This is a genomic window from Cellulomonas sp. S1-8, assembly GCF_026184235.1.
Classification (GTDB): domain Bacteria; phylum Actinomycetota; class Actinomycetes; order Actinomycetales; family Cellulomonadaceae; genus Cellulomonas.
Genome location: NZ_CP110806.1, coordinates 3,583,898 through 3,609,165, shown reverse-complemented (window position 1 = coordinate 3,609,165; position 25,268 = coordinate 3,583,898). Strand labels below are relative to the sequence as shown.

General features: G+C 74.2%; 25 protein-coding genes and 3 tRNA genes. 15 read left to right on the top strand and 13 right to left on the bottom strand.

The window, feature by feature from the left end; translation table 11 throughout:
- Positions 1-144 precede the first annotated feature (144 nt).
- Positions 145-687 carry a flavin reductase family protein gene (locus OKX07_RS16310; RefSeq protein WP_265629039.1) on the bottom strand — a complete coding sequence of 181 codons (543 nt, stop codon included), beginning with the start codon at positions 685-687 and terminating at the stop codon, positions 145-147.
- Complete coding sequence (locus OKX07_RS16305; protein ID WP_265629038.1) at positions 684-1,253, bottom strand: NAD(P)H-dependent oxidoreductase; 570 nt, start codon at positions 1,251-1,253, stop codon at positions 684-686. Before OKX07_RS16305 ends, OKX07_RS16310 begins: the two co-directional genes overlap by 4 nt.
- Positions 1,254-1,519: 266 nt before the next feature.
- Between OKX07_RS16305 and OKX07_RS16300 the strand changes: the two genes are divergently transcribed.
- From OKX07_RS16300 to gdhA, 6 genes are all read left to right on the top strand, one after another.
- Positions 1,520-3,010, top strand: coding sequence for an RNB domain-containing ribonuclease (locus OKX07_RS16300; RefSeq protein WP_265629037.1), 1,491 nt, complete (start codon positions 1,520-1,522; stop codon positions 3,008-3,010).
- 34 nt (positions 3,011-3,044) lie between these two features.
- Complete coding sequence (locus tag OKX07_RS16295) at positions 3,045-3,845, top strand: M15 family metallopeptidase (protein WP_265629036.1); 801 nt, start codon at positions 3,045-3,047, stop codon at positions 3,843-3,845.
- Between the two features lie 77 nt (positions 3,846-3,922).
- Positions 3,923-4,975: a ribosome small subunit-dependent GTPase A gene (rsgA, locus tag OKX07_RS16290; protein WP_265629035.1), complete on the top strand. Its 1,053-nt coding sequence runs from the start codon at positions 3,923-3,925 to the stop codon at positions 4,973-4,975.
- Between the two features lie 230 nt (positions 4,976-5,205).
- Positions 5,206-6,621, top strand: coding sequence for a glycoside hydrolase family 6 protein (locus tag OKX07_RS16285; protein ID WP_265629034.1), 1,416 nt, complete (start codon positions 5,206-5,208; stop codon positions 6,619-6,621).
- 307 nt (positions 6,622-6,928) lie between these two features.
- The gene (locus OKX07_RS16280) at positions 6,929-8,398 is read left to right on the top strand and encodes a glycoside hydrolase family 6 protein (RefSeq protein ID WP_265629033.1); all 1,470 of its coding nucleotides are present in this window, start codon (positions 6,929-6,931) and stop codon (positions 8,396-8,398) included.
- Positions 8,399-8,649: 251 nt separating this feature from the next.
- Entirely contained in the window at positions 8,650-9,987 is a 1,338-nt protein-coding gene (gene gdhA, locus OKX07_RS16275; protein ID WP_265629032.1) for an NADP-specific glutamate dehydrogenase, read from the top strand.
- Between the two features lie 112 nt (positions 9,988-10,099).
- Here gdhA and OKX07_RS16270 read toward each other — a convergent pair whose 3' ends face one another.
- Together OKX07_RS16270 and OKX07_RS16265 are read right to left on the bottom strand one after the other, a co-directional pair.
- Positions 10,100-11,758 carry an MMPL family transporter gene (locus OKX07_RS16270; protein ID WP_265631944.1) on the bottom strand — a complete coding sequence of 553 codons (1,659 nt, stop codon included), beginning with the start codon at positions 11,756-11,758 and terminating at the stop codon, positions 10,100-10,102.
- The gene (locus OKX07_RS16265; RefSeq protein WP_265629031.1) at positions 11,701-12,261 is read right to left on the bottom strand and encodes a hypothetical protein; all 561 of its coding nucleotides are present in this window, start codon (positions 12,259-12,261) and stop codon (positions 11,701-11,703) included. Before OKX07_RS16265 ends, OKX07_RS16270 begins: the two co-directional genes overlap by 58 nt.
- A 139-nt stretch (positions 12,262-12,400) precedes the next feature.
- On the opposite strand from OKX07_RS16265, the gene OKX07_RS16260 reads away from it, so the two are divergent.
- The 6 genes from OKX07_RS16260 (at position 12,401) to purM (ending at position 17,902) form a co-directional block, all read left to right on the top strand.
- Entirely contained in the window at positions 12,401-13,744 is a 1,344-nt protein-coding gene (locus tag OKX07_RS16260; protein ID WP_265629030.1) for a sensor histidine kinase, read from the top strand.
- Positions 13,696-14,373, top strand: a complete 678-nt coding sequence (locus tag OKX07_RS16255) for a response regulator transcription factor (protein ID WP_265629029.1) — start codon at positions 13,696-13,698, stop codon at positions 14,371-14,373. Before OKX07_RS16260 ends, OKX07_RS16255 begins: the two co-directional genes overlap by 49 nt.
- Positions 14,374-14,377: 4 nt before the next feature.
- Entirely contained in the window at positions 14,378-14,755 is a 378-nt protein-coding gene (locus tag OKX07_RS16250) for a sterol carrier family protein (RefSeq protein ID WP_265629028.1), read from the top strand.
- Positions 14,756-14,769: 14 nt separating this feature from the next.
- Positions 14,770-15,150: a histidine kinase gene (locus tag OKX07_RS16245; protein WP_265629027.1), complete on the top strand. Its 381-nt coding sequence runs from the start codon at positions 14,770-14,772 to the stop codon at positions 15,148-15,150.
- An 86-nt stretch (positions 15,151-15,236) separates the two neighbouring features.
- The gene (purF, locus tag OKX07_RS16240) at positions 15,237-16,784 is read left to right on the top strand and encodes an amidophosphoribosyltransferase (RefSeq protein WP_265629026.1); all 1,548 of its coding nucleotides are present in this window, start codon (positions 15,237-15,239) and stop codon (positions 16,782-16,784) included.
- On the top strand, positions 16,781-17,902 hold the full coding sequence (gene purM, locus OKX07_RS16235) for a phosphoribosylformylglycinamidine cyclo-ligase (RefSeq protein WP_265629025.1): 1,122 nt from the start codon (positions 16,781-16,783) through the stop codon (positions 17,900-17,902). Before purF ends, purM begins: the two co-directional genes overlap by 4 nt.
- 260 nt (positions 17,903-18,162) lie before the next feature.
- Here the strand turns inward: purM and OKX07_RS16230 are convergent, their stop codons facing one another.
- Complete coding sequence (locus tag OKX07_RS16230; RefSeq protein ID WP_265629024.1) at positions 18,163-18,375, bottom strand: DUF3073 domain-containing protein; 213 nt, start codon at positions 18,373-18,375, stop codon at positions 18,163-18,165.
- Between the two features lie 707 nt (positions 18,376-19,082).
- Between OKX07_RS16230 and OKX07_RS16225 the strand changes: the two genes are divergently transcribed.
- Positions 19,083-19,292, top strand: a complete 210-nt coding sequence (locus OKX07_RS16225) for a BldC family transcriptional regulator (protein ID WP_265631943.1) — start codon at positions 19,083-19,085, stop codon at positions 19,290-19,292.
- A 236-nt stretch (positions 19,293-19,528) separates the two neighbouring features.
- Here OKX07_RS16225 and OKX07_RS16220 read toward each other — a convergent pair whose 3' ends face one another.
- The 6 genes from OKX07_RS16220 to OKX07_RS16195 form a co-directional block, all read right to left on the bottom strand.
- Positions 19,529-19,816 carry a DUF3618 domain-containing protein gene (locus OKX07_RS16220; protein ID WP_265629023.1) on the bottom strand — a complete coding sequence of 96 codons (288 nt, stop codon included), beginning with the start codon at positions 19,814-19,816 and terminating at the stop codon, positions 19,529-19,531.
- Complete coding sequence (locus OKX07_RS16215) at positions 19,813-20,247, bottom strand: phage holin family protein (protein WP_265629022.1); 435 nt, start codon at positions 20,245-20,247, stop codon at positions 19,813-19,815. The genes OKX07_RS16220 and OKX07_RS16215 overlap by 4 nt, the downstream gene beginning before the upstream one ends.
- A gap of 160 nt (positions 20,248-20,407) precedes the next feature.
- Positions 20,408-20,839: a phage holin family protein gene (locus tag OKX07_RS16210; protein WP_265629021.1), complete on the bottom strand. Its 432-nt coding sequence runs from the start codon at positions 20,837-20,839 to the stop codon at positions 20,408-20,410.
- 200 nt (positions 20,840-21,039) lie between these two features.
- Positions 21,040-21,112, bottom strand: a tRNA-Phe gene (locus tag OKX07_RS16205).
- A gap of 39 nt (positions 21,113-21,151) precedes the next feature.
- Positions 21,152-21,225: transfer RNA gene (locus OKX07_RS16200), tRNA-Asp, on the bottom strand.
- A 54-nt stretch (positions 21,226-21,279) separates the two neighbouring features.
- Positions 21,280-21,352: transfer RNA gene (locus tag OKX07_RS16195), tRNA-Glu, on the bottom strand.
- 157 nt (positions 21,353-21,509) lie between these two features.
- Between OKX07_RS16195 and OKX07_RS16190 the strand changes: the two genes are divergently transcribed.
- The gene (locus tag OKX07_RS16190) at positions 21,510-21,854 is read left to right on the top strand and encodes a metallopeptidase family protein (protein ID WP_265631942.1); all 345 of its coding nucleotides are present in this window, start codon (positions 21,510-21,512) and stop codon (positions 21,852-21,854) included.
- A gap of 162 nt (positions 21,855-22,016) precedes the next feature.
- Here OKX07_RS16190 and OKX07_RS16185 read toward each other — a convergent pair whose 3' ends face one another.
- Positions 22,017-23,153: a S1 family peptidase gene (locus tag OKX07_RS16185; protein WP_265629020.1), complete on the bottom strand. Its 1,137-nt coding sequence runs from the start codon at positions 23,151-23,153 to the stop codon at positions 22,017-22,019.
- A 111-nt stretch (positions 23,154-23,264) separates the two neighbouring features.
- On the opposite strand from OKX07_RS16185, the gene OKX07_RS16180 reads away from it, so the two are divergent.
- Positions 23,265-24,164 (top strand): LLM class flavin-dependent oxidoreductase, encoded by a 900-nt coding sequence (locus OKX07_RS16180; RefSeq protein WP_265629019.1) that lies wholly within the window; start codon positions 23,265-23,267, stop codon positions 24,162-24,164.
- Positions 24,165-24,174: 10 nt separating this feature from the next.
- Here the strand turns inward: OKX07_RS16180 and galE are convergent, their stop codons facing one another.
- Positions 24,175-25,164: a UDP-glucose 4-epimerase GalE gene (galE, locus tag OKX07_RS16175; RefSeq protein ID WP_265629018.1), complete on the bottom strand. Its 990-nt coding sequence runs from the start codon at positions 25,162-25,164 to the stop codon at positions 24,175-24,177.
- Positions 25,165-25,268: the final 104 nt, after the last annotated feature.

Sequence of the window (25,268 nt, the reverse complement as noted above, 5' to 3'; positions counted from 1 at the left end):
CTCTCTCACGAGGGAGCGGGTGCTGGATTGCTCTCTCACGGAATGGTGAGAGAGCAATCCAGCACTGCCCCCGGGTGTGAGAGTGCAATCCAGCACCCCACCGGGCGTGAGAGTGCAATCCAGCACCGGCTGCGGGCCGGGCGGTCAGCCGCGGGCCGTAGGCAGGCGGTGGTAGACGCGGTCGCGGTAGATCAGCGGGCCGACGTCGGCCACGCCGTGGGCGAGCGCGCGCAGCGAGACCAGGTAGCTGTCGCCGACGGGGGTGCGCTGCACGATGCGCGCGCGGACCCAGGCCTGCGCGCCGTCGACCACTGGCTCCCCGGTCGGCAGGGCCGTCCAGCCTCCGGCCGCGAACCGGTCGATGCCCGACGTCGCGAAGCGCGTCGAGAGGTCCTCCTGACCCTCGGCGAGGAACGACACGGCGACGGTCGCGGCGCGGGAGAGCGCCGGCCACGACGACGACCCGGACGCGAGCGAGAACGCCAGCAGCGGCGGTGCCGCGGAGACCGAGATCACGGACGTGGCGGTGAAGCCGACGGGTCGGCCGGCGTCGCGCAGCGTGATGACGGCGACCCCGGCGGCGTGCCGTCGGAACACCTGCTTGTACTGCTCGGGGGTCAGGGCGGGCTCGTCGTGGTCGGCCAGCGCGCGCTCCAGGTGGCCCAGGTCGTGGGTGCTGGTGGTCATCGGGCCACCTCCAGCAGGGCCTCGGCGCGGTGCACGGGAGCGCCGACCGCGCGGCGCAGGGGACGTTCGGCGCGCTGCCACCAGCGCTCGAGCGCGGGGGAGACGTCGGCGAGCTCGGTGTCGTGCAGGGTCAGCGCGCGCGTGGGGACGGTCGCGCCCAGCTCGACGAGCACGGGGCGTAGGTGCACCTCGCCGACGAGCGCGTGCGCGGGCGTCCCCGAGACGACGAGCGGGACGGCGGCCACGCCGTCGAGGCCGTCGGGGCCGTAGAGGTCGAGGAAGGACTTGAGCAGGCCCGTGAACGAGGCCTTGTGGACGGGTGTGGCGACGACGAGGACGTCGGCACCGGCGGCGGCCGCGAGGGCGGCGTCGAGCTCGAGGGTGCGCGGCCGCACGTGCAGCGCGGGCGCGAGGGTCGCGAGGTCCACGACCGTGGGCGCGGGGGCGGCGAGGTGCTCGGCGAGCGTGCGGGCGAGGGTTGCGGCGGCGTCGAGCGTGCGCGAGCCGACGCGTGGGTTGCCGACGAGGGCGACGATGCGGGCAGGGGCGGGATCGTGTCGGGTCATGAGGGTGCTCCGGGGTGCGGGGAGGTGCGGGTGGCGGGGGCGCGCGGGCCGGACATCGGCGCGCGTCGACGCCGCGGCGCACGCGCGGCGCGGGCCCGCGGCGGTGCGGTGCGGTCGCGCTCACGGGCGTCTCCTGTCGGTGGCCGGGCGGGTGCCCGGGTGCGGGTGGTCCTTGCGGCAGGTTAGGTGCGTCGAGGATAAAAGAGGATAAGAACAGTCTGCTTTCTCGCAGGGTGAGACGACGCGCCTGCGTTTACAGTCGGACCGTGCCAGCCCGCCCCGTCCGCCTGACCGCCGCCACCGCCGACCCCGACGACACGACGGCCGCGGTCACCGCCGGGCTCGCGGCGCTGCGCGCCGAGGTCGAGCTCCCCGTGACCTACCCCCCCGACGCGCTCGCCGAGGCCGACGTCGCCGCCCGCACCGCCCCCGACGGGCCCCACGCCCCCGGGACGCGCACCGACCGCACCGACGTGCCGTTCGTGACGATCGACCCCGCCGGGTCGACCGACCTCGACCAGGCCGTCCACGTCGAGCGCCGCGGGACCGGCTGGCGCGTGCGCTACGCGATCGCCGACGTCGCCGCGTTCGTCGTGCCCGGCGGCACCCTCGACGCCGAGACCCACCGCCGCGGCATGACCTGCTACAGCCCCGACGGGCGCGTCCCGCTGCACCCGACCGTGCTCTCCGAGGGCGCGGCCAGCCTCCTCGCCGACCAGGTGCGCCCTGCGGCCCTGTGGTGCATCGACCTCGACGCCGACGGCGAGCCCGTCGACGTGCACGTCGAGCGGGCCGTCGTCCGCAGCCGCGCGCAGCTCACGTACGCGCAGGTCCAGGAGCGCCTCGACGCCGGGACCGCCGACGACCTGCTGCGGGGGCTGGCCGACGTCGGCCGGCTCCGTGAGGAGCGCGAGCGCGAGCGCGGGGGCGCGTCCCTCGACGTGCCCGAGCAGGAGGTCGTGCGCGCCGCCGACGGCACGTTCGACCTGCGGTTCCGCGCGACGCTGCCCGTCGAGGGCTGGAACGCGCAGATCTCCCTGCTCACGGGCATCGTCGCCGCGCGGCTCATGCTCGACGCCGGCGTGGGTGTCGTGCGCACGCTGCCGCCCGCCGACGACCGGGACGTCGCACGGCTGCGCCGCACCGCGGCCGCCCTCGACATCGACTGGCCCGCCGCCCTGCCCTACGCCGACCTGCTGGCGCGCCTCGACTCGCACCTGGGTCCCCACGCGGCGTTCCTGCGTGAGGCGACGACCCTGTTCCGCGGCGCCGGCTACCGCGCGTTCGGCGGGGACCTCGCGGTGCCCGCCGGCGACGACGCCGAGCACGCGGCGATCCGTGCCCCGTACGCCCATGTGACCGCACCGCTGCGGCGCCTCGTCGACCGCTACGGCACCGAGGTGTGCCTCGCGGCCGTCGCCGGGCGCGACGTACCCGCGTGGGTGCACGCGGCGCTGCCGGAGCTCCCCGCCACGATGACCCGGACGGGTCGACGCGTCGCGGCGTTCGACCGCGGCGCGCTCGACCTCGTCGAGGCCGTCGTGCTGGCACCCCGCGTCGGTCAGACGTTCAGCGGCGTGGTGGTGGACGTCGACGAGCCGCGCGACGGACGTGTGCGGGGAGCGCTGCAGCTGCGCGAGCCCGCCGTCGTCGCGCCCGTGACGGGCACGGGGCCGCTGCCCCTCGGGGAGCGGCTCGACGTTCGGCTGGACGAGGTGTCCGTGCCCCACCGACGGGTGACGTTCGTGGCCTCTTGACCGATTCGTCCGCTTTCGCCCTACCATCGCGTCCATGAGGCCTCGCCCTTGGCGCACCGTCGCGCTCGCCGTCCTGGCGGTCGTCGCCGTGCTCGCGGTCGGCGGTGCGGCCACGGGACTGTGGACCGAGCTGTCCACAGGCGAGCAGGCCCGCTTCCAGGGCCTCACCGAGGTGGTGCCGTGGGACGAGGCGATCACCGTCCCCTCGTTCGCCCCGCGGCCCACGCCCACACCCACGTTCGACCTCGCGCAGCACTCCACCAGCGACCCGACGAGCCCGTGGGTGATCGTCAACAAGCAGCGCCCGATCGCCGAGGGCTACGAGCCCCCCGACCTGGTCGACGTCAGCGGTGCCTTCGTGCGGACCGCGGTGCAGGCAGACCTGGCGGCCATGGTCGGTGCCGCGCAGGCCGCGGGCGCGCAGCTCGTCGTCGGCAGCGGCTACCGGTCGTACGCGGAGCAGGCGTCGGCGCGGGGCGCCATCGAGGCCCGCCGCGGGTTCGCGCACGCCGAGCGCTACTCGGCCCGCCCCGGGTTCTCCGAGCACCAGACGGGCCTCGCGGTGGACATCGAGTCCGGCTCCGACCCGGGCTGCAGCTTCCAGACGTGCTTCGCCCGGACCGTCGAGGGCGTCTGGCTCGCCGAGCACGCGGGGGAGTTCGGGTTCGTCGTGCGGTACACCGAGCAGAACACGGGCGTCACCGGGTACGCGCCGGAGGGCTGGCACCTGCGCTGGGTGGGCCGCGAGCTCACCGCCCACCTGCGTGAGAAGGGCATCGGCTCGCTCGAGGAGGCGTTCGGGGTACCAGGCGGGCCGGCCTACCCGGACGGCTGACCGCGGGCCGTCGGCGGCGGCGTCCCGGTCGCGATTAATCCGGTGCCACGCGCCGACCGCCGACCTACCGTCGAGGTGTGACCCAGCCCGCCGCCTTCCCACCCGACGACGCCGCGCCGCTGCGCGCCCGCGTCGTGCGGGCGGACCGTGGCGCGCTGCTCGTCGTCCCCGACGACGACCTGGGCGCCGCGGCGCACCGTGTCGACCTGCCGCGCGACGGCCTGCTGCCGCTGCCCGACGGCACGCGCGTGCCGCCGACGGTGGGCGACGTCGTGGACGTGCGCCGCGGCAGCCTGTGGCAGGCGAGCGCCGTGCACGAGCGGCGCAGCTCGCTGGTGCGCGACTCGGCGGGACGCACGTCGCTCGAGCAGGTCGTCGCGGCGAACGTCGACGTCGTGCTCGTCGTGGAGCACCTGGACCCCGAGCCCGACCTGGGACGCGTGGAGCGGCTGCTCACCCTGGCCTGGCGGTCGGGCGCCCGGCCCGTCGTCGTGCTCACCAAGGCCGACCTCGTGCCCGACCCCGACGGCATGGCCGCGCAGGTCGCCCAGGTCGCGATCGGTGTCGACGTGCACGCCGTCAGCGTCCTCGACGGCGCGGGGCTCGACCCGGTGCGGGCGCTGCTGGCGCCGGGGGTCGCACTCGTCGCGGTCGGGCCGTCGGGTGCGGGCAAGTCGAGCCTGGTCAACGCGCTCGCGGGACGTGAGGTCATGGCGACGGGCGGTAGCCGCGCCGACGGGCGCGGGCGGCACACGACGACCCACCGGGAGCTGGTCCCGCTCGCGGGCGGTGCCGTGCTCGTGGACACCCCCGGTGTGCGCGGCGTCGGGATGGTCGCCGAGGCCGGCGCGCTCGCGACGACGTTCGCCGACGTCGCCGGGTTCGCGGAGCGCTGCCGCTTCGCCGACTGCGCGCACCAGGTGGAGCCGGGGTGCGCGGTGCGCGAGGCGGTCGAGAACGGCGACCTGCCCGAGCGGCGGCTCACGAGCTGGCGCCGGCTGGCGCGGGAGGCGGCGTACCAGGCGCGCCGTTCCGACGCCCGCCTGGCGGCGGCGGAGCGATCGCGGTGGAAGCGGGTGACGCGGGAGTACCACCGCGGCCTGCGTGGGCCGGGGGCACCGCGTCCGTGAGAGGCGCGAACGGACGTGGTGAGGAGCGTGCTGCGGGCGGAAGCGGTTCGACGTGGGGCGCCATCAACCGCAAACGTTTAGGTGATCCCGATGCGGTCGCATCACGCACCGCGCTCGGGTGTGATCAGCGAGTCGTCCGGGGACGGCGTCGCTGCCCATGCCCCGGGTAGGTCAGCACGGCGCGCGTCCCTCCGACGTCCCGCCCGCCGACCCCGAACCGAGGAGAGCCCATGTCCCCACGTACGAAGGTGGCACCCGCCACCGGGCGCAGGATCGTCGCGGCGCTCGCCGCGAGCGCGGTCGTCGCTGCCGGAGTCACCGCCCTCACAGCCACCGCCGCGACGGCGGCCGCCGGCTGCCGCGTCGCCTACGCCGTCACCAGCCAGTGGTCCGGCGGCTTCGGCGGCAGCGTGACCGTCACCAACCTGGGCGACGCCGTGTCGTCGTGGGACCTGCGCTGGACCTTCCCGAACGGCCAGTCCGTCCAGCAGCTCTGGAACGGCACCGTCACGACGTCCGGCTCGCAGGTCTCGGTCAAGAACGTCGCCTGGAACGGGAACCTCGGCACCAACGCCACCGTGCAGGTCGGCTTCAACGGCTCGTGGAGCGGGAGCAACGGTGCTCCGACGTCCTTCACGTTGAACGGCACGACGTGCACGGGCTCGGTGACCGGGCCGACGCAGCAGCCCACGCAGCAGCCGACCCAGCAGCCGACGCAGCAGCCGACCCAGCAGCCGACGCAGCAGCCGACGCAGCAGCCGACGCAGCAGCCCACGCAGCAGCCGACGCAGCAGCCGCAGCCCAGCGGTGACTTCTACGTCGACCCCACGACGGCCGCGTACGCCGCCTGGCAGGCCGCGTCGGGCAACGACAAGGCGCTCCTCGCGAAGATCGCGCAGACGCCGCAGGCGCTGTGGATCGGCGACTGGTCGACGGCCGCCGTCACGCAGCAGCAGGTGCGCGACTACACCGGCCGCGCCCGCGCCGCCGGCAAGACGGCGCAGATCGTCGTCTACGCGATCCCGGGTCGTGACTGCGGCTCGTACTCGGGTGGCGGTGTCTCGACGTCCGAGTACGCGCGGTGGATCGACACCGTCGCGGCCGGAATCCAGGGCAACCCCTGGGTGATCCTCGAGCCCGATGCGCTCGCGCAGCTCGGTGACTGCAACGGCCAGGGCGACCGCGTCGGCTTCCTGCAGTACGCCGCGAAGTCGTTGACGGCCAAGGGTGCGCGTGTCTACATCGACGCGGGCAACTCGGCGTGGCTCTCGGCGTCCGAGGCTGCCAACCGCCTCAACCGGATCGGGTTCACCGACGCGGTCGGGTTCTCGCTCAACGTGTCGAACTACCGGACGACGGCGGAGGCCAAGGCCTACGGCCAGCAGATCTCCCAGCTGACCGGCGGCAAGCGGTTCGTCATCGACACCTCCCGCAACGGCAACGGCGCGACGGGTAGCGAGTGGTGCAACCCGAGCGGCCGTGCTCTGGGTGAGCGTCCCACCAAGGTGAACGACGGCAGCGGTCTCGACGCGCTGCTGTGGGTCAAGCGGCCCGGCGAGTCGGACGGCACGTGCAACGGCGGCCCGTCCGCCGGCGCCTGGTGGCAGGCGATGGCGTTGGAGCTCGCGCGCAACGCGAAGTGGTGACGAGGGAGTGACTCCGAGGCATGCGTGGGCCGGGCGCGCCCCGGCCCACGCATGCCGGAGTGCTGGACGGTCGAGGCCCGCTCGTCCCCGAGCGTGGGAGCGCGACCGCCAAGGAAGCGATTCGACGGCATCGGGCGTGATGTCGAAACGATTAGGGATCGGCCGTCGGCTCGCCATCACCCGCTGCCCTCAGGTGTGATCGGGGGGTCGTCCGGGACAGGCGTCGACGACGACGCCCGTCCCGGGCGCGTCGACGGCGTTCGCCGATCCCCGACGCGCTACAGGCTGACCGACACGAGGAGAGTCCATGTCCCCCCGCACGCAGGTGGCCTCGACCGCCAGACGGAAGATCGTCGCGGCTGTCGCCGCCGGCGCGGTCGTGGCCGCAGGAGTCACCGCGCTCACGTCGACCATGGCGCAGGCCGCCCCCGGCTGCCGCGTCGACTACGCCGTGACGAGCCAGTGGCCCGGCGGCTTCGGTGCCGCTGTCACCGTCACGAACCTGGGCGACGCGCTGTCGTCCTGGGAGCTGCGCTGGGCGTTCCCCAGCGGCCAGACCATCCAGCAGCTGTGGAACGGCAACGCCGTCACCTCCGGCTCGCAGGTCACCGTCACGAACATGCCGTGGAACGGGTCCGTCGGTACCGGCGCGACCGTCCAGGTCGGGTTCAACGGCGGGTGGAGCGGCAGCAACGCGACGCCCACGAGCTTCACCCTCAACGGCACGACGTGCACCGGCTCGGTCGTCGGCCCGACGTCGACCCCGACGCCGACCCCCACGCCGACGCCGTCCGTGACGCCGACGCCGACGCCCACCCCGACGCCGACGCCCACCCCGACGCCCACCCCGACGCCGACGCCCACCCCGACGCCGACGCCCACCCCCACGCCGACCCCCACCCCCACGCCGTCCGTGACGCCGACGCCCGTCCCCACCGGCGGGTTCCACATCGACACGACCAACCAGGCGTACCGCGCCTGGCAGGCCGCGGGCGGCAACGACAAGGCGCTGCTCGCGAAGATCGCGCTGACGCCGCAGGCCTACTGGGTCGGCAACTGGAACGACGCGGCGCACGCCCAGCAGGAGGTGCGGGACATCACCGGTGCCGCGCAGGCCTCGGGCACGACCGCCCTGCTCGTCGTCTACGCGATCCCCGGCCGTGACTGCGGCTCGCACTCCGGCGGCGGGGTCGCCGAGTCCGAGTACGCCCGCTGGATCGACACGGTCGCCCAGGGCATCCAGGGCAACCCGTGGGTCGTCCTCGAGCCCGACGCGCTCGCCCAGCTGGGTGACTGCTCCGGCCAGGGTGACCGCGTCGGCTTCCTCAAGTACGCCGCCGAGGCGCTGACCGACGCCGGTGCCCGCGTCTACATCGACGCCGGCCACTCGGCCTGGCTCTCGGCCTCGGAGGCCGCCAACCGCCTGCAGCGGATCGGCTTCAGCCACGCGGTCGGCTTCGCGCTCAACACGTCGAACTACCGCACGACGGCGGAGTCCAAGGCGTACGGCCAGGAGATCTCGCGCCTGACCGGGGGCAAGACGTTCATCATCGACACGTCGCGCAACGGCAACGGCCCGAACGGCTCCGAGTGGTGCAACCCGAGCGGACGAGCGCTCGGCGAGCGTCCGACCAAGGTGAACGACGGCAGCGGGCTCGACGCGCTGCTGTGGGTCAAGCTGCCCGGTGAGTCGGACGGTGCCTGCAACGGCGGCCCGTCGGCCGGCGCCTGGTGGCAGTCGATGGCTCTGGAGCTCGCGCGCAACGCCAAGTGGTGACGCGCAGGAGCCTGTCGGTGGCGCGTCGGTGACGGCGCGCCCACCCGCCGGTGCGCCGGGCCGGCGCTGACCTGGCCCGGCGCACCGAAGGACGAGGCCGCGGACACCCCGGACGGGGGCGTGTCCGCGGCCTCGTCGTGCGTGCGGGGCCGGGCCGGGCACCGACCACGGGTCGGACGTGGCGCCGGTGCCCCGTCCGGGAGCCTACGCTCGACGCTCACCGTCCTCGCTGAGCAGAGCGGAGCCGACCCGTGCAGGAGAAGCTGGAGCGCGTCCTCGAGCAGGTGCTCGCGCGCAACCCCGCAGAACGTGAGTTCCACCAGGCCGTGACGGAGGTGTTCGAGAGCCTCGGTCCGGTGCTCGAACGGCACCCCCACTACGTGGACGGTGCCGTGCTGGAGCGGCTGTGCGAGCCGGAGCGGCAGATCATCTTCCGCGTGCCGTGGGTCGACGACGCGGGTCGCGTGCGGATCAACCGCGGTTTCCGCGTCGAGTTCAACTCGGCCCTCGGCCCGTTCAAGGGCGGCCTGCGGTTCCACCCGTCGGTGTACCTGGGCATCGTGAAGTTCCTGGGCTTCGAGCAGGTGTTCAAGAACTCGCTGACCGGCATGCCCATCGGCGGCGGCAAGGGTGGTTCCGACTTCGACCCGCGCGGTCGCTCGGCCGGCGAGGTCATGCGGTTCTGCCAGTCGTTCATGACCGAGCTGTACCGCCACATCGGTGAGTACACCGACGTGCCCGCCGGTGACGTCGGCGTCGGCGGCCGGGAGATCGGCTGGCTGTTCGGGCAGTACAAGCGCATCACCAACCGCTACGAGTCCGCCGTCATCACCGGCAAGGGCGTCACGTGGGGTGGGTCGCTCGTGCGCACCGAGGCCACGGGCTACGGCACCGTGCTGTTCGCCGAGCGCATGCTCGCGACACGCGGCCTGTCGTTCGACGGCATGCGCGTCGTGGTGTCCGGCTCCGGGAACGTCGCGATCCACGCGATCGAGAAGGCGCAGGCGCTCGGCGGGCACGTCGTCGCGTGCTCGGACTCGCTGGGGTACGTCGTCGACGAGGCGGGTATCGACCTCGAGGTCCTGCGCCAGGTCCGGGAGGTCGAGCGGCTCCCCGTCGAGGCGTACGCGACGCGCCGCAGCGGCGCCCACTACGTCGCGTCGGCCCGCGTGTGGCAGGTCGACGCCCAGGTCGCGCTGCCGTGCGCCACGCAGAACGAGCTCGACGAGACCGAGGCCAAGCGCCTCGTCGAGGCGGGCCTGCTCGCCCTCGCGGAGGGCGCGAACATGCCGACGACACCCCAGGCGGTCGCGCTGCTGCAGTCCGCGGGCGTGCTGTACGCGCCCGGCAAGGCGGCGAACGCGGGCGGCGTCGCGACGTCGGCGCTCGAGATGCAGCAGAACGCGAGCCGCGACGCGTGGTCGTTCGAGCACACCGAGGAGCGGCTCGCCGGGATCATGGCGCGCATCCACGACAGGTGCGCCGACACGGCCGAGGAGTACGGCAGCCCCGGCGACTACGTGCTCGGCGCGAACATCGCCGGCTTCACCAAGGTCGCCGACGCGATGCTCGCCCTGGGCGTCGTCTGACCCGAGAACCCACCCCCACCCCCCGACCCTCCCCGCCGAGAGAGCGATCCGGTCGAGCTGGACTGCTCACTCGCGACGGGGGAGGGCGGGGTGGGGCGGGGTGCGGGTGGCGCTAGGCCGGGACGAGGGGGCGGGGCTCGGCCGGGGCCGGTGCGGGCAGGCTCCGACGCCACACGCGGTCGCCGAGGAGTGTGAGCAGCCCCGGCAGCAGCACCAGCCGGATGACGGTGGCGTCGACCAGGACCGCCACGGCCAGCGCCACGCCCATCATCTTCAGCTCGAGCATGCTCAGCGTCGCGAAGATCGCGAACACCGCCACCATCACCGCGGCGGCGCTCGTGATCACCCCGGCCGAGTCCCCGATGCCCTCGCGCACCGCGGTCCGGGTCGCCACGCCCTGGCCGATGCGTTCCCGCACCCGGCTGAGCACGAAGACGTGGTAGTCCATCGACAGCCCGACCAGGATCACCATGACGAACAGCGGCACCCAGTCGATGACGAACCCCGGGCTGGTGAAGCCCAGCGGACCAGACAGCCACCCCTCCTGGAAGACCATCCGCAGCACCCCGAAGGCGACGCCCACCGACAGCAGGTTGAGCACGGTGGAGAGCAGGGCGACGGACGTGCTGCGGAACGCGACCGCCATCGTCACCCAGGTGAGCAGCAGCACGATGCCGATCACCCACGGCATCAGCTGCGACTGCCGCTCGGTGTGGTCGAGGTCGTACGCGGGCGCACCCCCGACGGCGTGCTCGACGGCGAGGCCCTCGAGCGCGGCGGGCACCAGGTCGTCCCGCAGGTCCCGCACCACGTCGTCGAGGGCCGGGTCGGCGCCTTCCAGCGGCACCGCGAGCGTCAGCACGTGGGTGCGCCCGTCGTCGGCCGACGTCAGCGCGGCGACGCCGAGGTCCTGGAAGCGGCCGGAGCCCACCGCCGTCACCTCGAGGGACCGCAGGGCCGCCACGACGTCCTCGGACTGGGCGACCGGGCCGCGCACCACGACGTCCAGCGTCGAGCCCTGCGACGGGAAGGTGTCGGCGACCCGGGTGAGCGTGCGCACCTCGGGCAGGTCGGGCGGGAGCGTGCCGAGGTCGGGCCCGTGCAGCCGCAGGCCCAGGGCGGGTGCCGCGACGACGAGGCACGCGACGCCCGCGACGAGCACGGCCGCCAGCGGGTGGCGCACTGCGGGTGCCAGGACCCGGCGGCTGATCCCGCCGGGGCCGATGCGGCGCTGCAGCCGCCACAGCAGCGGCACGCGCGGACGGTCGACCCAGCGTCCGAGCGCCACCAGCAGCGCCGGCAGCACGGTGATCGAGCCCACCACCGACACCGCGACGACGACGACGGCGCCCGTCGCCAGGGACGTGAACGTCGCGAGCTGCAGCAGGTACAGCGAGCCCAGGGACACGATCACGGCGATCCCGGACACGACGATCGCGTGCCCGGACGTCTCGGCCGCGATCTCGACGGCGTCGAGCGTGGTGCGTCCCCGGGCACGTTCCTCGCGCTCGCGCTTGAGGTAGAAGAGCGTGTAGTCGACGCCGACCGCCATGCCGATGAGCACGATCATGCTCGCGACGGTCGGGTCCGCCGGGACGACGTGGGACAGCACGGCGGAGATCCCCAGCGTCGCGGCGACGCTGGACACGGCGAGCAGGACGGGGATCCCGGCCGCGACGAGGGCGCCGAACGCCAGCAGCATCAGGCCCAGCGTCACCGGCAGCGAGACCACCTCGGCGGAGACGAGGTCCTCGCCGACGCGCTCGTCGATCGCGTCGTCGAGCGAGACGTCCCCGGCCTGGTCGACGGTGAGCCCGGGTGCTGCTCCGCGACGTCCGCGACGGCGCGCTGCAGGTCCGTGACGTCGTCGACCCCGGCCTCGAGCTCGACCGAGACCAGCACCGCGGATCCGTCCGGGGCGCGCACGGGCTCGTCGACGCGGGCCACGCCCGGCTCCCCGGCGAGCGCTGCGACGACGCCACGCGCACCGGCGTCGAGGTCGGCCGCTCCGCCGTCACCCGCCGGCGCGAGCAGCACGAGCTCGTGGTCGGCCTCGGTCAGGCCGGCCTCCGCGACCCAGGCGGCGGCGCGGCCCGACCCCCCGATCTCGTGGTCGGCGTCCTCGATCTCCTGCGTCGGCACCAGGACGGTCAGGGCGGCGCACACGACGACGAGGGTGAACCACCCGACGATCGCGCGGGCCGGATGGGTGGCGCTCCAGCGGGCCACGCGGACCGCGAGGCGCGACGTGGGGGTGGGTCGGTGGACGGGCACGGTGGCCTCCTGAGGTGGCGGGACTTCTCGACGTCCACGGTGGCCCGGCACCACCGTGCAGGTCAGGAGTGCCAGGACCCCGACCGATGGTGGACCTGGCACCACCGACAGCGCCCCCCGCGGCGGCCAGGATGGTGGCATGCGACGACGAGCTCCCTGGGCGGCCACCGGCAGGTCCGTCCTCCTGGTCCTGCTCTGGGCGCCGTGCGCGCTGCTCGTCGTGGCGACCGTGGTGAGCCTGGCGCTCGTGGCCGTGGCCGTGGGGCTGCCGATGCTGCAGGCCGTGCTGACGGCCGTGCACGGCGTGGCCCGGGCGCACCGCCGGCTCGCGGAGGGGGCGACCGGCCGTCCGGTGCCGCTGCTCTCGCTCCGGACGGACGACCCGCACCCCACCCGACCCGACTGGTTCAGTCGGCTCCACACGGACGCGCTGCACGTGGCCGGCACCGCGCTGGGCGCGACCCCCGACACGGTCGGGCTCATGGCCACCGGCGTCGAGCCGCTGCGCCCCGGCTGGCGCCGGTTGCAGCAGACCGACACGTGGCGGCTGCTCGGCTGGCTCGGCGTCGCGGCCACGGGAGGCGCGCTGATCAGCGCCGCCGTCGTGCTGCTGCCGCTGGTCGCGATCGCGGCGGTCGTCCTCGCGATCGTGCTGCCCGCGACCGTCGACCTGGCGGTGCCCGGGGTCCTGGCCCTCGCCGCCGGGGCGGTGCTCGCGGGCGGGACGTGGTGGCGGTACGGGGACGCGCTGGGCCGGGTGCGCGCCGACGTGGACGCTGCGCTGCTGTCGCCCGGCAGGCAGGAGCTGCTGGAGCAGCGCGTCCAGGACCTCGCGGCCTCGCGGCGGCAGACCGTCGACGACGCGGCCGGCGAGCTGCGCCGGATCGAGCGGGACCTGCACGACGGCGCGCAAGCCCGGCTGGTCTCGCTGGGCCTCACCCTCGGCATGGTCGCCGAGCTCCTCGACGCCGACCCCCGGGCGGCTCGCGAGCTGCTGCAGGAGGCCCGCGGGACGACGCTCGCCGCGCTGCGCGACCTGCGCGCGGTCGTGCAGGGGATCCACCCGCCCGTCCTGGCCGACCGCGGCCTGTCGGGGGGCATCGAGGCGCTGGCCCTGGACCTCGCCGTCCCCGTGACGCTCACCGACCGGCTGCCCGGCCGGCCCCCCGCACCGGTGGAGTCGGCCGTCTACTTCGCGGTCGCCGAGTCCCTGGCGAACGTGGTCAAGCACGCGTCGGCCGCCCGGGCGTCGGTCCGGCTCGACGCGCACGACGGGACCCTGCGCGTCGAGGTGGCCGACGACGGCGCCGGCGGGGCGGACCCGGCGCGCGGGTCGGGGCTGCGCGGGGTGGCGGCACGCCTGCAGGCCTTCGACGGCACCATGATGGTCGTCAGCCCGCCGGGCGGGCCGACCGTGATCACCCTGGAGGTGCCGTGCGCGTGGTCCTCGCCGAAGACCTCGCCCTCCTCCGCGACGGCCTGATCCGGCTCCTGACCGCGCACGGGTGCGACGTCGTCGCGGCCGTCGGCGACGCCCCGTCGCTCGCGGCCGCGCTCGACGACCCGACGGTCGACGTCGCCGTCGTCGACGTCCGGCTGCCGCCCGGCTTCACCGACGAGGGGCTGCGGGTGGCGATCGCGGCGCGGGCCCGGCGACCCGGGCTGCCCGTCATGGTGCTGAGCCAGCACGTCGAGCACCTGTACGCGCGTGAGCTGCTCGCCAGCGGCGAGGGCGCGATCGGGTACCTGCTCAAGGAGCGTGTGGCCGACCCGGCGGACTTCGTCGACGCGGTGCGCCGCGTCGCCGCGGGGGGGACGGTGCTCGACCCGGAGGTGGTGGCCGCGATCATGGCGCGGCGCCGCGCGTCGCCGCTGGACCGGCTCACGGCCCGGGAGCGCGAGGTGCTGGCGCTGATGGCGCAGGGGCTGTCGAACGCGGCGGTCGCGACCGCGCTCGTCGTCAGCGAGAAGGCGGTCGCCAAGCACATCAGCAGCATCTTCACCAAGCTCGACCTGCCCGTCGGCCCCGACGACCACCGCCGGGTCCGCGCGGTGCTCGCGTGGCTGCGCGGCGACGGGACGGGCGACGGCCCCACCGGTGGGGGAGGATGAGGACGTGCCACCGCGTCGCCGCACCGACCCTGCCGACGGGCGTGCCGCGCTGCAGGCGTGGCGGGCCGACCCGGACGGCGCCCCGACCGCCGTGCGGCGCACCGCGGTGCGCTTCGCGCTCGAGGAGCTCGCCGACGTGGCCCCGGGCAACGCGGTCGAGGTGCGTGTGCCGCCCGACGGCGCCGTGCAGGCCGTCGAGGGGCCGCGGCACACGCGGGGCACCCCGCCCAACGTCGTCGAGATGGACCCCGTGACCTGGCTCGGCCTGGTCACGGGGGACCTGACCTGGGACGACGCGCGCGCGGCGGGCCGCGTGCACGCGTCGGGCGAGCGGGCCGACCTGTCGGGGCTGCTGCCGCTGCAGGCCGCGCGGGCCCGCTGACCTAGGATCGCGGGGTGCCCGACGAGCAGCCTGACGACCCGCGCCCGGACCCGCGCCCGGACGACGTGCCGGTGCCGGGCGACGTCCCGAGCGAGGCCGAGCTGGCCCGCGTGGCGATCCCCGCGACGGTGCGTCGGGCCCCGCGGTACGGGGCGTTCATCGTCGCCGGTGCGCTGGTCGGCGTGCTCGCCGGCCTGGTCCTGGCCCTGCTCACGGCGGACGGCAGCGGGGTGGGCGACTCCGGCGGGGGGGTGCTGCCGTTCCTCGACGGGCAGGCCGGCGTGCGCTGGATCCTGGCCCTGACCCTCGGGGTCGTCGGCGCCTTCGTCGGTGGCGGCCTGGCGGTGCTCGCCGACCGGCGCAGCACGCGTCGTCGGCGGTCCGCGCAGGGCTGAGCCGGGCTCGGCAGGGGCCTCGGCGCTCCACGTCGAGGCGTGGACCCAGGCGGCGGTCGGCGGATCCGGTGTGCAACCATGGTGCCGTGGCCACCCGCGCAGACGGACGTCTCAACCACGACCTTCTACCCGGCGAGAAAGGCCCGCAGGATGCCTGCGGCGTCTTCGGCGTCTGGGCACCCGGCGAAGAGGTGGCGAAGCTCACCTACTTCGGCCTCTACGCGTTGCAGCATCGCGGGCAGGAGTCCGCGGGCATCGCGACGTCCAACGGCTCGCAGCTGCTCGTCTACAAGGACATGGGTCTGGTCTCCCAGGTCTTCGACGAGACCGCGCTGAACGCCCTGCAGGGGCACATCGCCGTCGGGCACACGCGCTACTCGACGACCGGCGGGTCGACGTGGGAGAACGCGCAGCCGACGCTCGGCCCGACCGCGGCCGGGACCGTCGCCCTGGGGCACAACGGCAACCTCACCAACTCCGCCGAGCTCGTCGACCTGGTCGCCGAGCGGTACGGCAGCCAGCGGCGCGGCGAGCTCGCGCGCGGCAACACCACCGACACGGCGCTGATCACCGCGCTGCTCGCGGGCGACCCGGACCACACCCTGGAGGCGACGGCACTCGAGGTGCTGCCCCGCCTGCGGGGGGCCTTCTGCCTGGTGTTCATGGACGAGCGCACGCTGTACGCGGCGCGCGACCCGCAGGGCGTCCGCCCGCTGGTGCTGGGCCGCCTCGAGCGCGGCTGGGTCGTGGCCTCCGAGACCTCGGCCCTCGACATCGTCGGCGCGTCCTACGTGCGCGAGGTCGAGCCGGGTGAGTTCATCGCGATCGACTCCGACGGGCTGCGCTCGACGCGCTTCGCCCCGATCGACCGCGCGGGCTGCGTGTTCGAGTACGTGTACCTCGCGCGCCCCGACACGACGATCAACGGCCGCTCGGTGCACGCCGCGCGCGTCGAGATGGGCCGGCGCCTGGCCGTCGAGCACCCCGTCGAGGCGGACCTCGTCATCCCCGTCCCCGAGTCCGGGACGCCCGCCGCGGTGGGGTACGCGGCCAAGTCCGGGATCCCGTTCGGTCAGGGCCTGACGAAGAACGCCTACGTGGGGCGCACGTTCATCCAGCCCTCGCAGACGCTGCGCCAGCTCGGCATCCGTCTCAAGCTCAACCCGCTCAAGGACGTCATCCGCGGCAAGCGCCTCGTCGTCGTCGACGACACGATCGTGCGCGGCAACACGCAGCGCGCCCTGGTGCGCATGCTGCGCGAGTCCGGCGCGGCCGAGGTCCACATCCGGATCACCGCGCCGCCCGTGAAGTGGCCGTGCTTCTACGGGATCGACTTCGCGTCGCGCGCCGAGCTCATCGCCAACGGCCTGGGGGTCGCGGAGATCGCCCGGTCGCTGGGCGCCGACTCCCTCGGCTACCTGTCCGAGGAGCACATGATCGCCGCCACCGAGCAGCCCGCGTCGCAGCTGTGCACGGCGTGCTTCAGCGGCCGGTACCCCATCGAGCTGCCCCCGTCGGAGCAGCTCGGCAAGCACCTGCTCGAGCAGAACCAGCTGCCGCTGGGCCAGCCCGAGGACGGCCTGCTCAGCATCGTCCCCGCGGCCGGTGGCGCGTCCGCGCTGGAGCGCCCGTGAGCGCCCCGCAGCCCGTCACGTACGCGTCGGCGGGCGTCGACACCGAGGCCGGGGACCGCGCCGTCGAGCTCATGAAGGACGCCGTGCGCGCGACGCACGGGCCGCAGGTGCTCGGGGGCGTCGGCGGGTTCGCCGGCCTGTACGACGCGTCGGCGCTCACGGCCTACCGGCGTCCGCTGCTCGCGACGTCGACCGACGGCGTGGGCACCAAGGTCGCGATCGCGCAGGCCATGGACGTGCACGACACGATCGGGTGGGACCTGGTGGGCATGGTCGTCGACGACATCGTCGTGGTCGGTGCGCGCCCGCTGTTCATGACGGACTACATCGCCTGCGGCCGCGTCGTGCCGGAGCGCATCGCCGACGTGGTGCGCGGCATCGCCGCCGCCTGCTCGGCCGCGGGGACCGCGCTCGTCGGCGGCGAGACGGCCGAGCACCCCGGCCTGCTGGGGCCCGACGAGTACGACGTCGCGGGTGCGGCGACGGGCGTCGTCGAGGCGGACGAGCTGCTGGGCCCCGAGCGCGTGCGCGCGGGGGACGTGCTGGTCGCGCTCGGGTCGTCCGGGCTGCACTCCAACGGGTACTCCCTGGTGCGGCGCGTCGTGCAGGTCGCCGGCTGGGGCCTGGAGCGGCACGTGGACGAGCTGGGCCGCACGCTCGGCGAGGAGCTCCTGGAGCCGACGCGCGTCTACGCGACGGACTGCCTCGCGCTCGTGGACCAGTTCGGCCCGGACCGTGTGCACGTCTTCAGCCACGTCACCGGCGGGGGTCTCGCGGCCAACGTCGCGCGCGTGCTGCCGCCGGGGCTGGTCGCGGACGTGGACCGCGCGTCCTGGGTGCTGCCGCCCGTGTTCTCGCTCGTGCAGGGTCTGGGCGCCGTGCCGTGGCACGACCTCGAGAACACCCTCAACCTGGGCGTCGGCATGGTCGCCGTCGTCTCGGCGGACGTCGCGGACGACCTGCAGCGGGCTGCGCGGGACCACGGGATGCCGGCGTGGGTGCTCGGGACCGTGCGGGATGCGCACGACGACGACGCGACGGCGCCCGGCCTGGTCGCCGGCACGAAGGGTGTGCAGGGCGGCGCGGTCCGGCTGCACGGCGCGTACCGGACGGCCTGACGACGCCTCGCGGCCTCGAGCCGGGTGCGCCGCAGACGCCGGGCGTCGGTGCCGTCCGGAGCCGTCGGCCGGCACCTGACGACGGGGGTCGTCGAGGGCGCCGGTCGTCGAGCGCGCCCGTCCGCGTCGTGAGCACGTCGAGCAGCGGGAGCCACGGGGCCGAAGCCCGAAGCCCCAAGCCCCGTGCGGGTCAGGCGATGAGGTGGGTCAGGTGGCGTGAGAGCCGCGTGACTGCGTCCAGGAGGAGCGCCGAGGGGTCGTCAGCGGTCGTCGTCCCGCGGCGGCCAACGGTCCCAACCAGCGGGGTCGTCGTCGTCCGTGCTCACCGCGCTGCGGCGGCTGTCCGTGACGACATCGTTGCGGCTCGGCGACGAGAGCTCCTGCTCGAGGGCTCGGTAGTTGGTCTCCGGGCTGAAGTACTTCAGCTCCCGGGCTACCTTCGTCTGCTTAGCCTTCTGACGGCCGCGCCCCATGGCATCGACCCCCTCTGACGTGGAAGCGGGGCGGCTCCGTGCTGACACGTGCGGCCCCGGGGTGCTGTTCAGTCTCTTCGTGTGGCAACGGTACATGCTCGCGATCCATTCCGACCACCTGCGCCCGGGTGGGCTCCGACACGTCGGCCGTCCGGCAACTGTCGGGATGACTCTGAAGAATGGGTCACGTGACTCCGGTCACGACGCCACCGCCTCGCAGTCCGCCGGTCGGACGTACTCGTCCCACCAGGTGGCCGGGCAGAAATGTGACCTAGATCACATTATCGCCCACATCGATCGCGGGAACGTGTCCATACGAGGGATATACGCCCACGTCGCGTCGTCGACGCGCTTCGATTGCCACTGTTCCCGCTGGTCAGCCGTGTGCGACGACAAGTATCGGCTGTGCATGCGAGAAGTGCACCACATGGCCGTCACACGATCGGGTGACACCGCGCAGGAGTGACCCTGAGGTGTGTCCGGATTCGGACGGGTTTAGGCTGCGGGTGTCGACGTCACTCCAGGGACGTGGTGACGGCTGCACCGCTCGGGCCCCGGAGTCGGGGCACGCGCCGCACCCGGTCGCCGTGTCCCGGGATGCCCGATGTGTCAGAAGCAGAGCACGACCGCAGAGTCCCGGGTCGTGGCCGACTCCGGCCACGTGTCCCCCGGGGCGGTCATGACGAAGGAGGTTCTCCGTGTCCACCATTCACTCGTCCGAGGCCGAGGCGCTACTCACGCCCTCGGAGGTCGCAACGCTCTTCCGGGTCGACCCCAAGACGGTCACCCGATGGGCGAAGTCGGGCAAGCTGTCCTCGATCCGCACGCTCGGCGGCCACCGCCGGTACCGCGAGTCCGAGGTCCGCAACCTGCTCAACGGCGTGCCGCAGCCGCGGCCGACCACCCAGGAGTCCTAGCCCGCCCGACGGGGTCGGTCGTCAGGCCGGCGTGTTGCGCGCACCGCGGGGGAGTGCGCGAGACGTCCACGACACCAGGACCCACCAGCACCGCACAGCGGCGCCGGGAGATGTCGAGCGAGCACGGATCCATCGACGACGACGGCCGCAGTCGGTCCGCATCCGGGAGACCGGAGAGCGGGCCGGCTGCGGCCGTCGCCGTGCGTGGTGCCGTCGGGCGTCGCGCGCCCCGCTCGTCAGCCCCGCGTCGCCCTGCGGACGATGCCGACCACCACGAGGGCGACGGCGACCCCGGCGATCACCAGGACCTTGCGGGCGTGGGCGCGGTCCTCCGGCAGGGCCGCAGGGTCCGTGGCGTCGAAGAGGAGCCGTCGGCCACGCGCTGCGGCGCGATCGGCCTGACGTCGAGGGTCGACCCGGTCGACGAGCGCGTCCACGGTCGCTGCGAGCTGCTCCCGGGTGAGCGTCACCTCGGCCTCGAGCACGGCGATCTCGGGGGAGGGCGTGACATCCTTCGCGCTCACCGCTGCAGTCCCTTCTTCACGGTCTCGACGTCCTCGTGCAGGTTCTCCATGGCACGCTCCGGCACGGGCGGCACGCCCTGCTTGAGCCGTCGGATGCCCAGGAACGCCAGCAGCACGGTGACGAGCAGCAGGAGGACCGAGACGATGAGCGCGGCCAGCCACGCCGGCATCACGGTGGTCAGCCCGATGATCGCGGTCGCGATGAAGGCACTGACCATGTAGAGCGCGACGACGCCGGCGCCGGCCAGCAGGCCGACCCCGATGCCCGCCTCCTTCGCCTTGGCCGTGACCTCGGCCTTGGCGAGATCGATCTCCGCCCGCACGAGCCGGACCGCCTGCTCGCTGAGGTCGCTGACCAGCCGCCCGAGCGATCGAGGATCCTCGGGGGCGTCGGTACGGGCGTCGCTCGCCCAACCGGAGTTCGTGACCATTCGACGACCTTCCTCACCTGCAGTGACGGTTGCTGCCGCAGGTCATCAGTCTGCAGGTCCGCCCGCCCGCGCGCGAGGGCGGGACGGCCCCGGACCTGCGGGGCAGGTCACCGTCGGTCGCCCGGGAGGGCGCGCCGTGGTGCTGGTGGACCCGCGGCGGTCAGTCCGCCCAGGGGTGCACGAGCTCCTCGGCCGGGTGCGTGCTCAGCGGCACGGGGATGATCGGGTTGCCGGCGGGCAGCATGGCACGGCCCCAGGCGGCTGCGCCGGCCGCGAGCAGCACCAGCGCGGCACCGACGAGCAGCGCGGACAGCCACAGCGTGACGACGTGGGAGAGGGCGACGACGGCCGCGAGCGCGAACAGCGCGATGGCGGTCACGGTCAGCAGGGCCGCCACACCGAACGCGATCGCCGACGGACGGATGCGGACGGCGCGGGTGCGCATGCTCAGCCCGACGGCGTCGAGCTCGTGCTGGACCGCGGCGCGGACCTTGTCCTCCACGCGTTCGATCCGGTCACGCGCGCGCCCGGTCAACGGGTCGGTCAGTCGGTCGAGGATGCGGGGGCGGGTGCGGTCGGTCGTCGTGGTCACAGGAGTGTCCTCGGTCGGTGGGAGCTGTGATCCCACCGTAGGCGCGCAGGCCCCGCCGACGGACGGGACGATGGGCCCGAGTCGGACGGTCGACCGGGTGAGACCGGCGCGGGCGCGACCCCGCTCGTCGTCGAGCGGTCGGTCACCGGGGAGCGGACACAGCGACGGCCCCGGCGGGCGTCCCGCGGGGCCGTCTGGTGTGGCTCCGACCGGCGTCGATCCGGTGACCTTTCGATTTTCAGTCGAACGCTCTACCAACTGAGCTACAGAGCCTCGCAACGAGGAAGCCGACCTCTCGGTCGGCCCTCGCAGCGACCCCGACGGGACTTGAACCCGCGACCTCCGCCGTGACAGGGCGGCGCGCTAACCAACTGCGCTACGGGGCCTCGTGGTGACCGGAGCCACCGTGAAGCTGTCGTGATGTCGTGCTGTCCTGCTCGTACCCCCAACGGGATTCGAACCCGTGCTACCGCCGTGAAAGGGCGGGGTCCTAGGCCGCTAGACGATGAGGGCGGGTTGTCCGCCCCTGACGTCGAGGCGTCGGAAGACCGGTGTTGAGCATACGGGCTGGGGGCCCGAACACCAAAGCGGGTTCCGGTCGGCCGGTCAGAAGCCGGTCAGCAGCCGGTCAGAAGGGCCCCATGGGGGGCAGGATGGTGCCGTGGTGGACATGACGCGCGAGGACTTCGAGGACGCGGTGCGGGACGCTCTGGACGAGATCCCGGAGGAGCTCGCGGCCATGATGGACAACGTCGTGGTGCTCGTCGAGGACCACGCACCGGCGGACGAGCCGGACCTGCTCGGCCTCTACGAGGGGACGCCGCTGACGGAGCGTGGCGAGTTCTGGGCGGCCGGCTCGCTGCCGGACCGGATCCTCGTCTACCGGCTGCCGACGCTGGCGATCTGCGAGGACCGCGACGAGGTCGTCGACGAGGTCGCGATCACGGTCGTCCACGAGATCGCCCACCACTTCGGCATCGACGACGAGCGGCTGCACGCGCTCGGCTGGGCCTAGGTGCCGGTGGCGGGTGGCGCAGCCCCCCGACGTGCGCCACCCGCCACCTCCTGCAGGGCCCGTCGGACGGGACGAGCCGGGGCGCCCCGGGCGGTCGCGGCACGACCCGGGGCGCCGCGCGGCGGACAGGGAGAGGCCCGCCGCGCGACCGTCAGCCGGTGATCACCCGAGGATCAGCCGCAGGCCGTACGCCTGCAGGATCTCGTTGACCGGCTGGAAGTAGGTCGTCCCGCCGGAGCGGCAGTTGCCCGAGCCGCCGGACGTGACGCCCTGGGCCTGCGTGCCGGCGACGAGCGAGCCGCCGGAGTCGCCGGGCTCGGCGCACACCGTCGTGCGGATCAGGCCCGAGACCGAGCCCTGCGAGTAGCGGACCGTGGAGTTGTACGACTGGACCGTCCCGCAGCGCCATCCCGTGGTGCTGCCGGAGCGGCACACGTACGCGCCGACGGCCGCCTGCTGGGAACCGGTGACACGGACCGTGCCGCCCGAGTAGTTGTCCACCAGGCCGCGCGGGGTGTTGCCCGACGCGACCTGGACCCAGCCGTAGTCGTTGCCCGGGAACGACGACCCCCGGAAGGTGCCCGACGGGGAGGTCGTCGACGCCCCCGTCGTGCCGCAGTGGCCGGCGGTCACGAAGCCGCCCTGGACCGAGAAGCCGACGGAGCAGCGCGAGCGGGAGTTGATGTAGTACGCCCGGCCGCCGATCACGTCGATGAAGGTCTGGGGCGCCGCGGGTGCGGCGGCGAGGGTCACGGCCTCGGCCGGCAGACCGGCGGCGGCCACGAGCGCGGCGGCTGCCGCGGTGTCACCGACGGCCTCGACGACGATCTTGTTGGTCGGCACGTCGACGTACCAGGTGGCGACGTCCGCGGGGAGGCCTGCCGCGTCCAGCGTGGCGCCGAGGGACTCGAGCTGGGCCAGGGTGCGCTCGACGGTGACCGTCGTGACCCCGGTGGCCATCGGGCCGCGCACCTTCGTCGGGGTGGTCGTGGCGACGTGGACGGTGCCCGCGGCGGGGTCGACCCACGCGCCGGCGTAGGTGGCGCCGAGGGCCTGCGTGAGGGTGCGGACCTTGGTGGCGGCGTCGGCCTGGAAGGCCAGGCGCTGGCCGGCCTCGGCGCGGGGGACGCCGAGGTCGCGCTCCAGGGCGTCGACCATGCCGGCGGGAAGGTCGGCGGAGGGTGCGGCGGCGGGCAGGGGGGTGGCGCCGCCGGTCAGTGCGAGAGGGCCGAGCAGCAGCGCGAGCGCGGTGGCGCCCACTGCTGCCGCACGGCGTGTGCGGGTGACGGAGATGGTCATGGTCGTGCCTCTCGTCGATGGGGAACGTGGCAGTCACATTAGGGCCTGACTGGAGTGAGAATCTAGAGTCTCAGCGGGTGGGGTTCCGCCCGGCGCGGGTAGCGTGGCGCCATGGTGCGCGTCGGGGTGGTGCTGCTGCCGCAGGAACGCTGGGCCCGAGCGCGGGCGCGGTGGCTGCGCGCCGAGGAGCTCGGGTTCGACCACGCGTGGACCTACGACCACCTCGCCTGGCGCGACCTCGCCGACGAACCGTGGTTCGCGACGGTGCCGCTGCTCGCCGCCGCCGCAGCGGTCACCGAGCGCATCGGCCTGGGCACCTGGGTCGCCTCACCCAACTTCCGGCACCCCGTGCCGTTCGCCAAGGACGTCATGGGCCTCGACGACGTCTCGGGCGGGCGCTTCGTGCTCGGCGTCGGCGCAGGCGGCGAGGGCTGGGACGCCGGCGTCCTGGGCCCCGCGCCGACCCGCGGCGTCCGGACCCGCCGGTTCGCGGAGTTCCTCGAGGTCCTCGACGCCCTGCTCACGCAGCCCGTGACCGACCACGCCGGCGAGTTCTACGAGGCGCACGCCGCCCGCATGATCCCCGGCACGATCGCGCGCCCCCGGCCGCCGTTCGTCGTCGCCGCCAACGGCCCCCGGGCCATGGCTCTCGCCGCCCGGTACGGGCAGGGTTGGGCGACGTACGGCCCCGTGCCCGACGACGACGTCGCGGCGGACCTCGCCCAGGAGTCCTGGTGGGAGGGCCTCGCGCGCATGGTCGAGGGGTTCGACGAGATCGCCGCCGGACGCACCGTCGGGCGGTGGCTCAACCTCGACGGCGCCCCGCGGTTCTCCCTGACGTCCGCCGCGCTCGCGGTCGAGGGCGTCGAGCGGGCCGCGGCCCTGGGCTTCGGGGACGTCGTCGTGCACTGGCCGCGGCCGTCGGGCGTCTACGGGGGCGACGAGCGCGAGCTCGAGCGCTTCGCCGCCGAGCTGCCGCGCCTGCGCACCCTGGAGCCCGCCCCCCGCTGATCCCCGGTGGTCAGGGGGTGGTGGTGCGGCGGTGGGCGGCCCACGCGCTGGCGACCATCTGCTCGGCGGTGTGGCGCATGGCCCAGTCGAGGTCGCGGGCGGCGGCCGCGCCCGACGCGACGATGCGCGCCGGGTCGCCCGGGCGCCGCGGACCGACCTCGGGCGTGAAGTCGATGCCCGTGACCTGCGCGACCGTCGTCATGATCTGCGCGACGGACAGGCCGTCGCCCGAGCCGAGGTTGTAGACGGGCTGGAGCGGGGCACCGTCGGCGAGCGCGCGGGCAGCCGCGACGTGGGACACGGCCAGGTCGGCGACGTGCACGTAGTCGCGCACGCACGTGCCGTCGGGCGTCGGGTAGTCGGTGCCGTTGACGCGCGGCGTGCGGCCGGACGACAGGGCGTCGAGGACCAGCGGGAAGAGGTTGTGGGGGCTCGAGTCGTACAGGTCGGCGGAGCCGGAGCCGACGACGTTGAAGTAGCGCAGCGACGTGTGGCGCAGGCCGGTGGCGACACCCTGGTCGCGCAGCAGCCACTCGCCGACGAGCTTGGACTCGCCGTACGGCGACTCGGGGGCGGTCGCGGTCGCCTCCGTCACGACGTCGACGTCCGGGGTGCCGTAGACGGCCGCGGACGACGAGAACACGATCTTCTCGACGCCGGTGTCGGCCATGGCCTGCAGCAGGTGCGCCGTGCCGGTGACGTTCTGCTCGTAGGTGTGCAGCGGCCGCTGGACCGAGACGCCCGCGTACTTGTAGCCCGCGAGGTGGACGACGCCGGTCACGCCGTGGTCGACGAGCGCCCTGCGGACGGCGTCCGTGTCGACGACCGACGCCTCGACGAACGGCACGTCGTGGGGCACGAACTCCGCGTGGCCGCTCGACAGGTCGTCGACGACGACGGGTCGCAGCCGCTCGTCACCCGTCGTGCGCACCGCGTCCTGGAGGGCGCGCACCACGTGCGCCCCGATGTACCCCGCCCCGCCCGTCACCAGCCACGTCATGCCGCGAGCATAGTGCGAGCGACGTCGCAGAACGAACAGAACGCACCACACTCCAACAGATATAAACACGGCAGTCCGGTGTTGATCACGTCGCAGGAACGAGC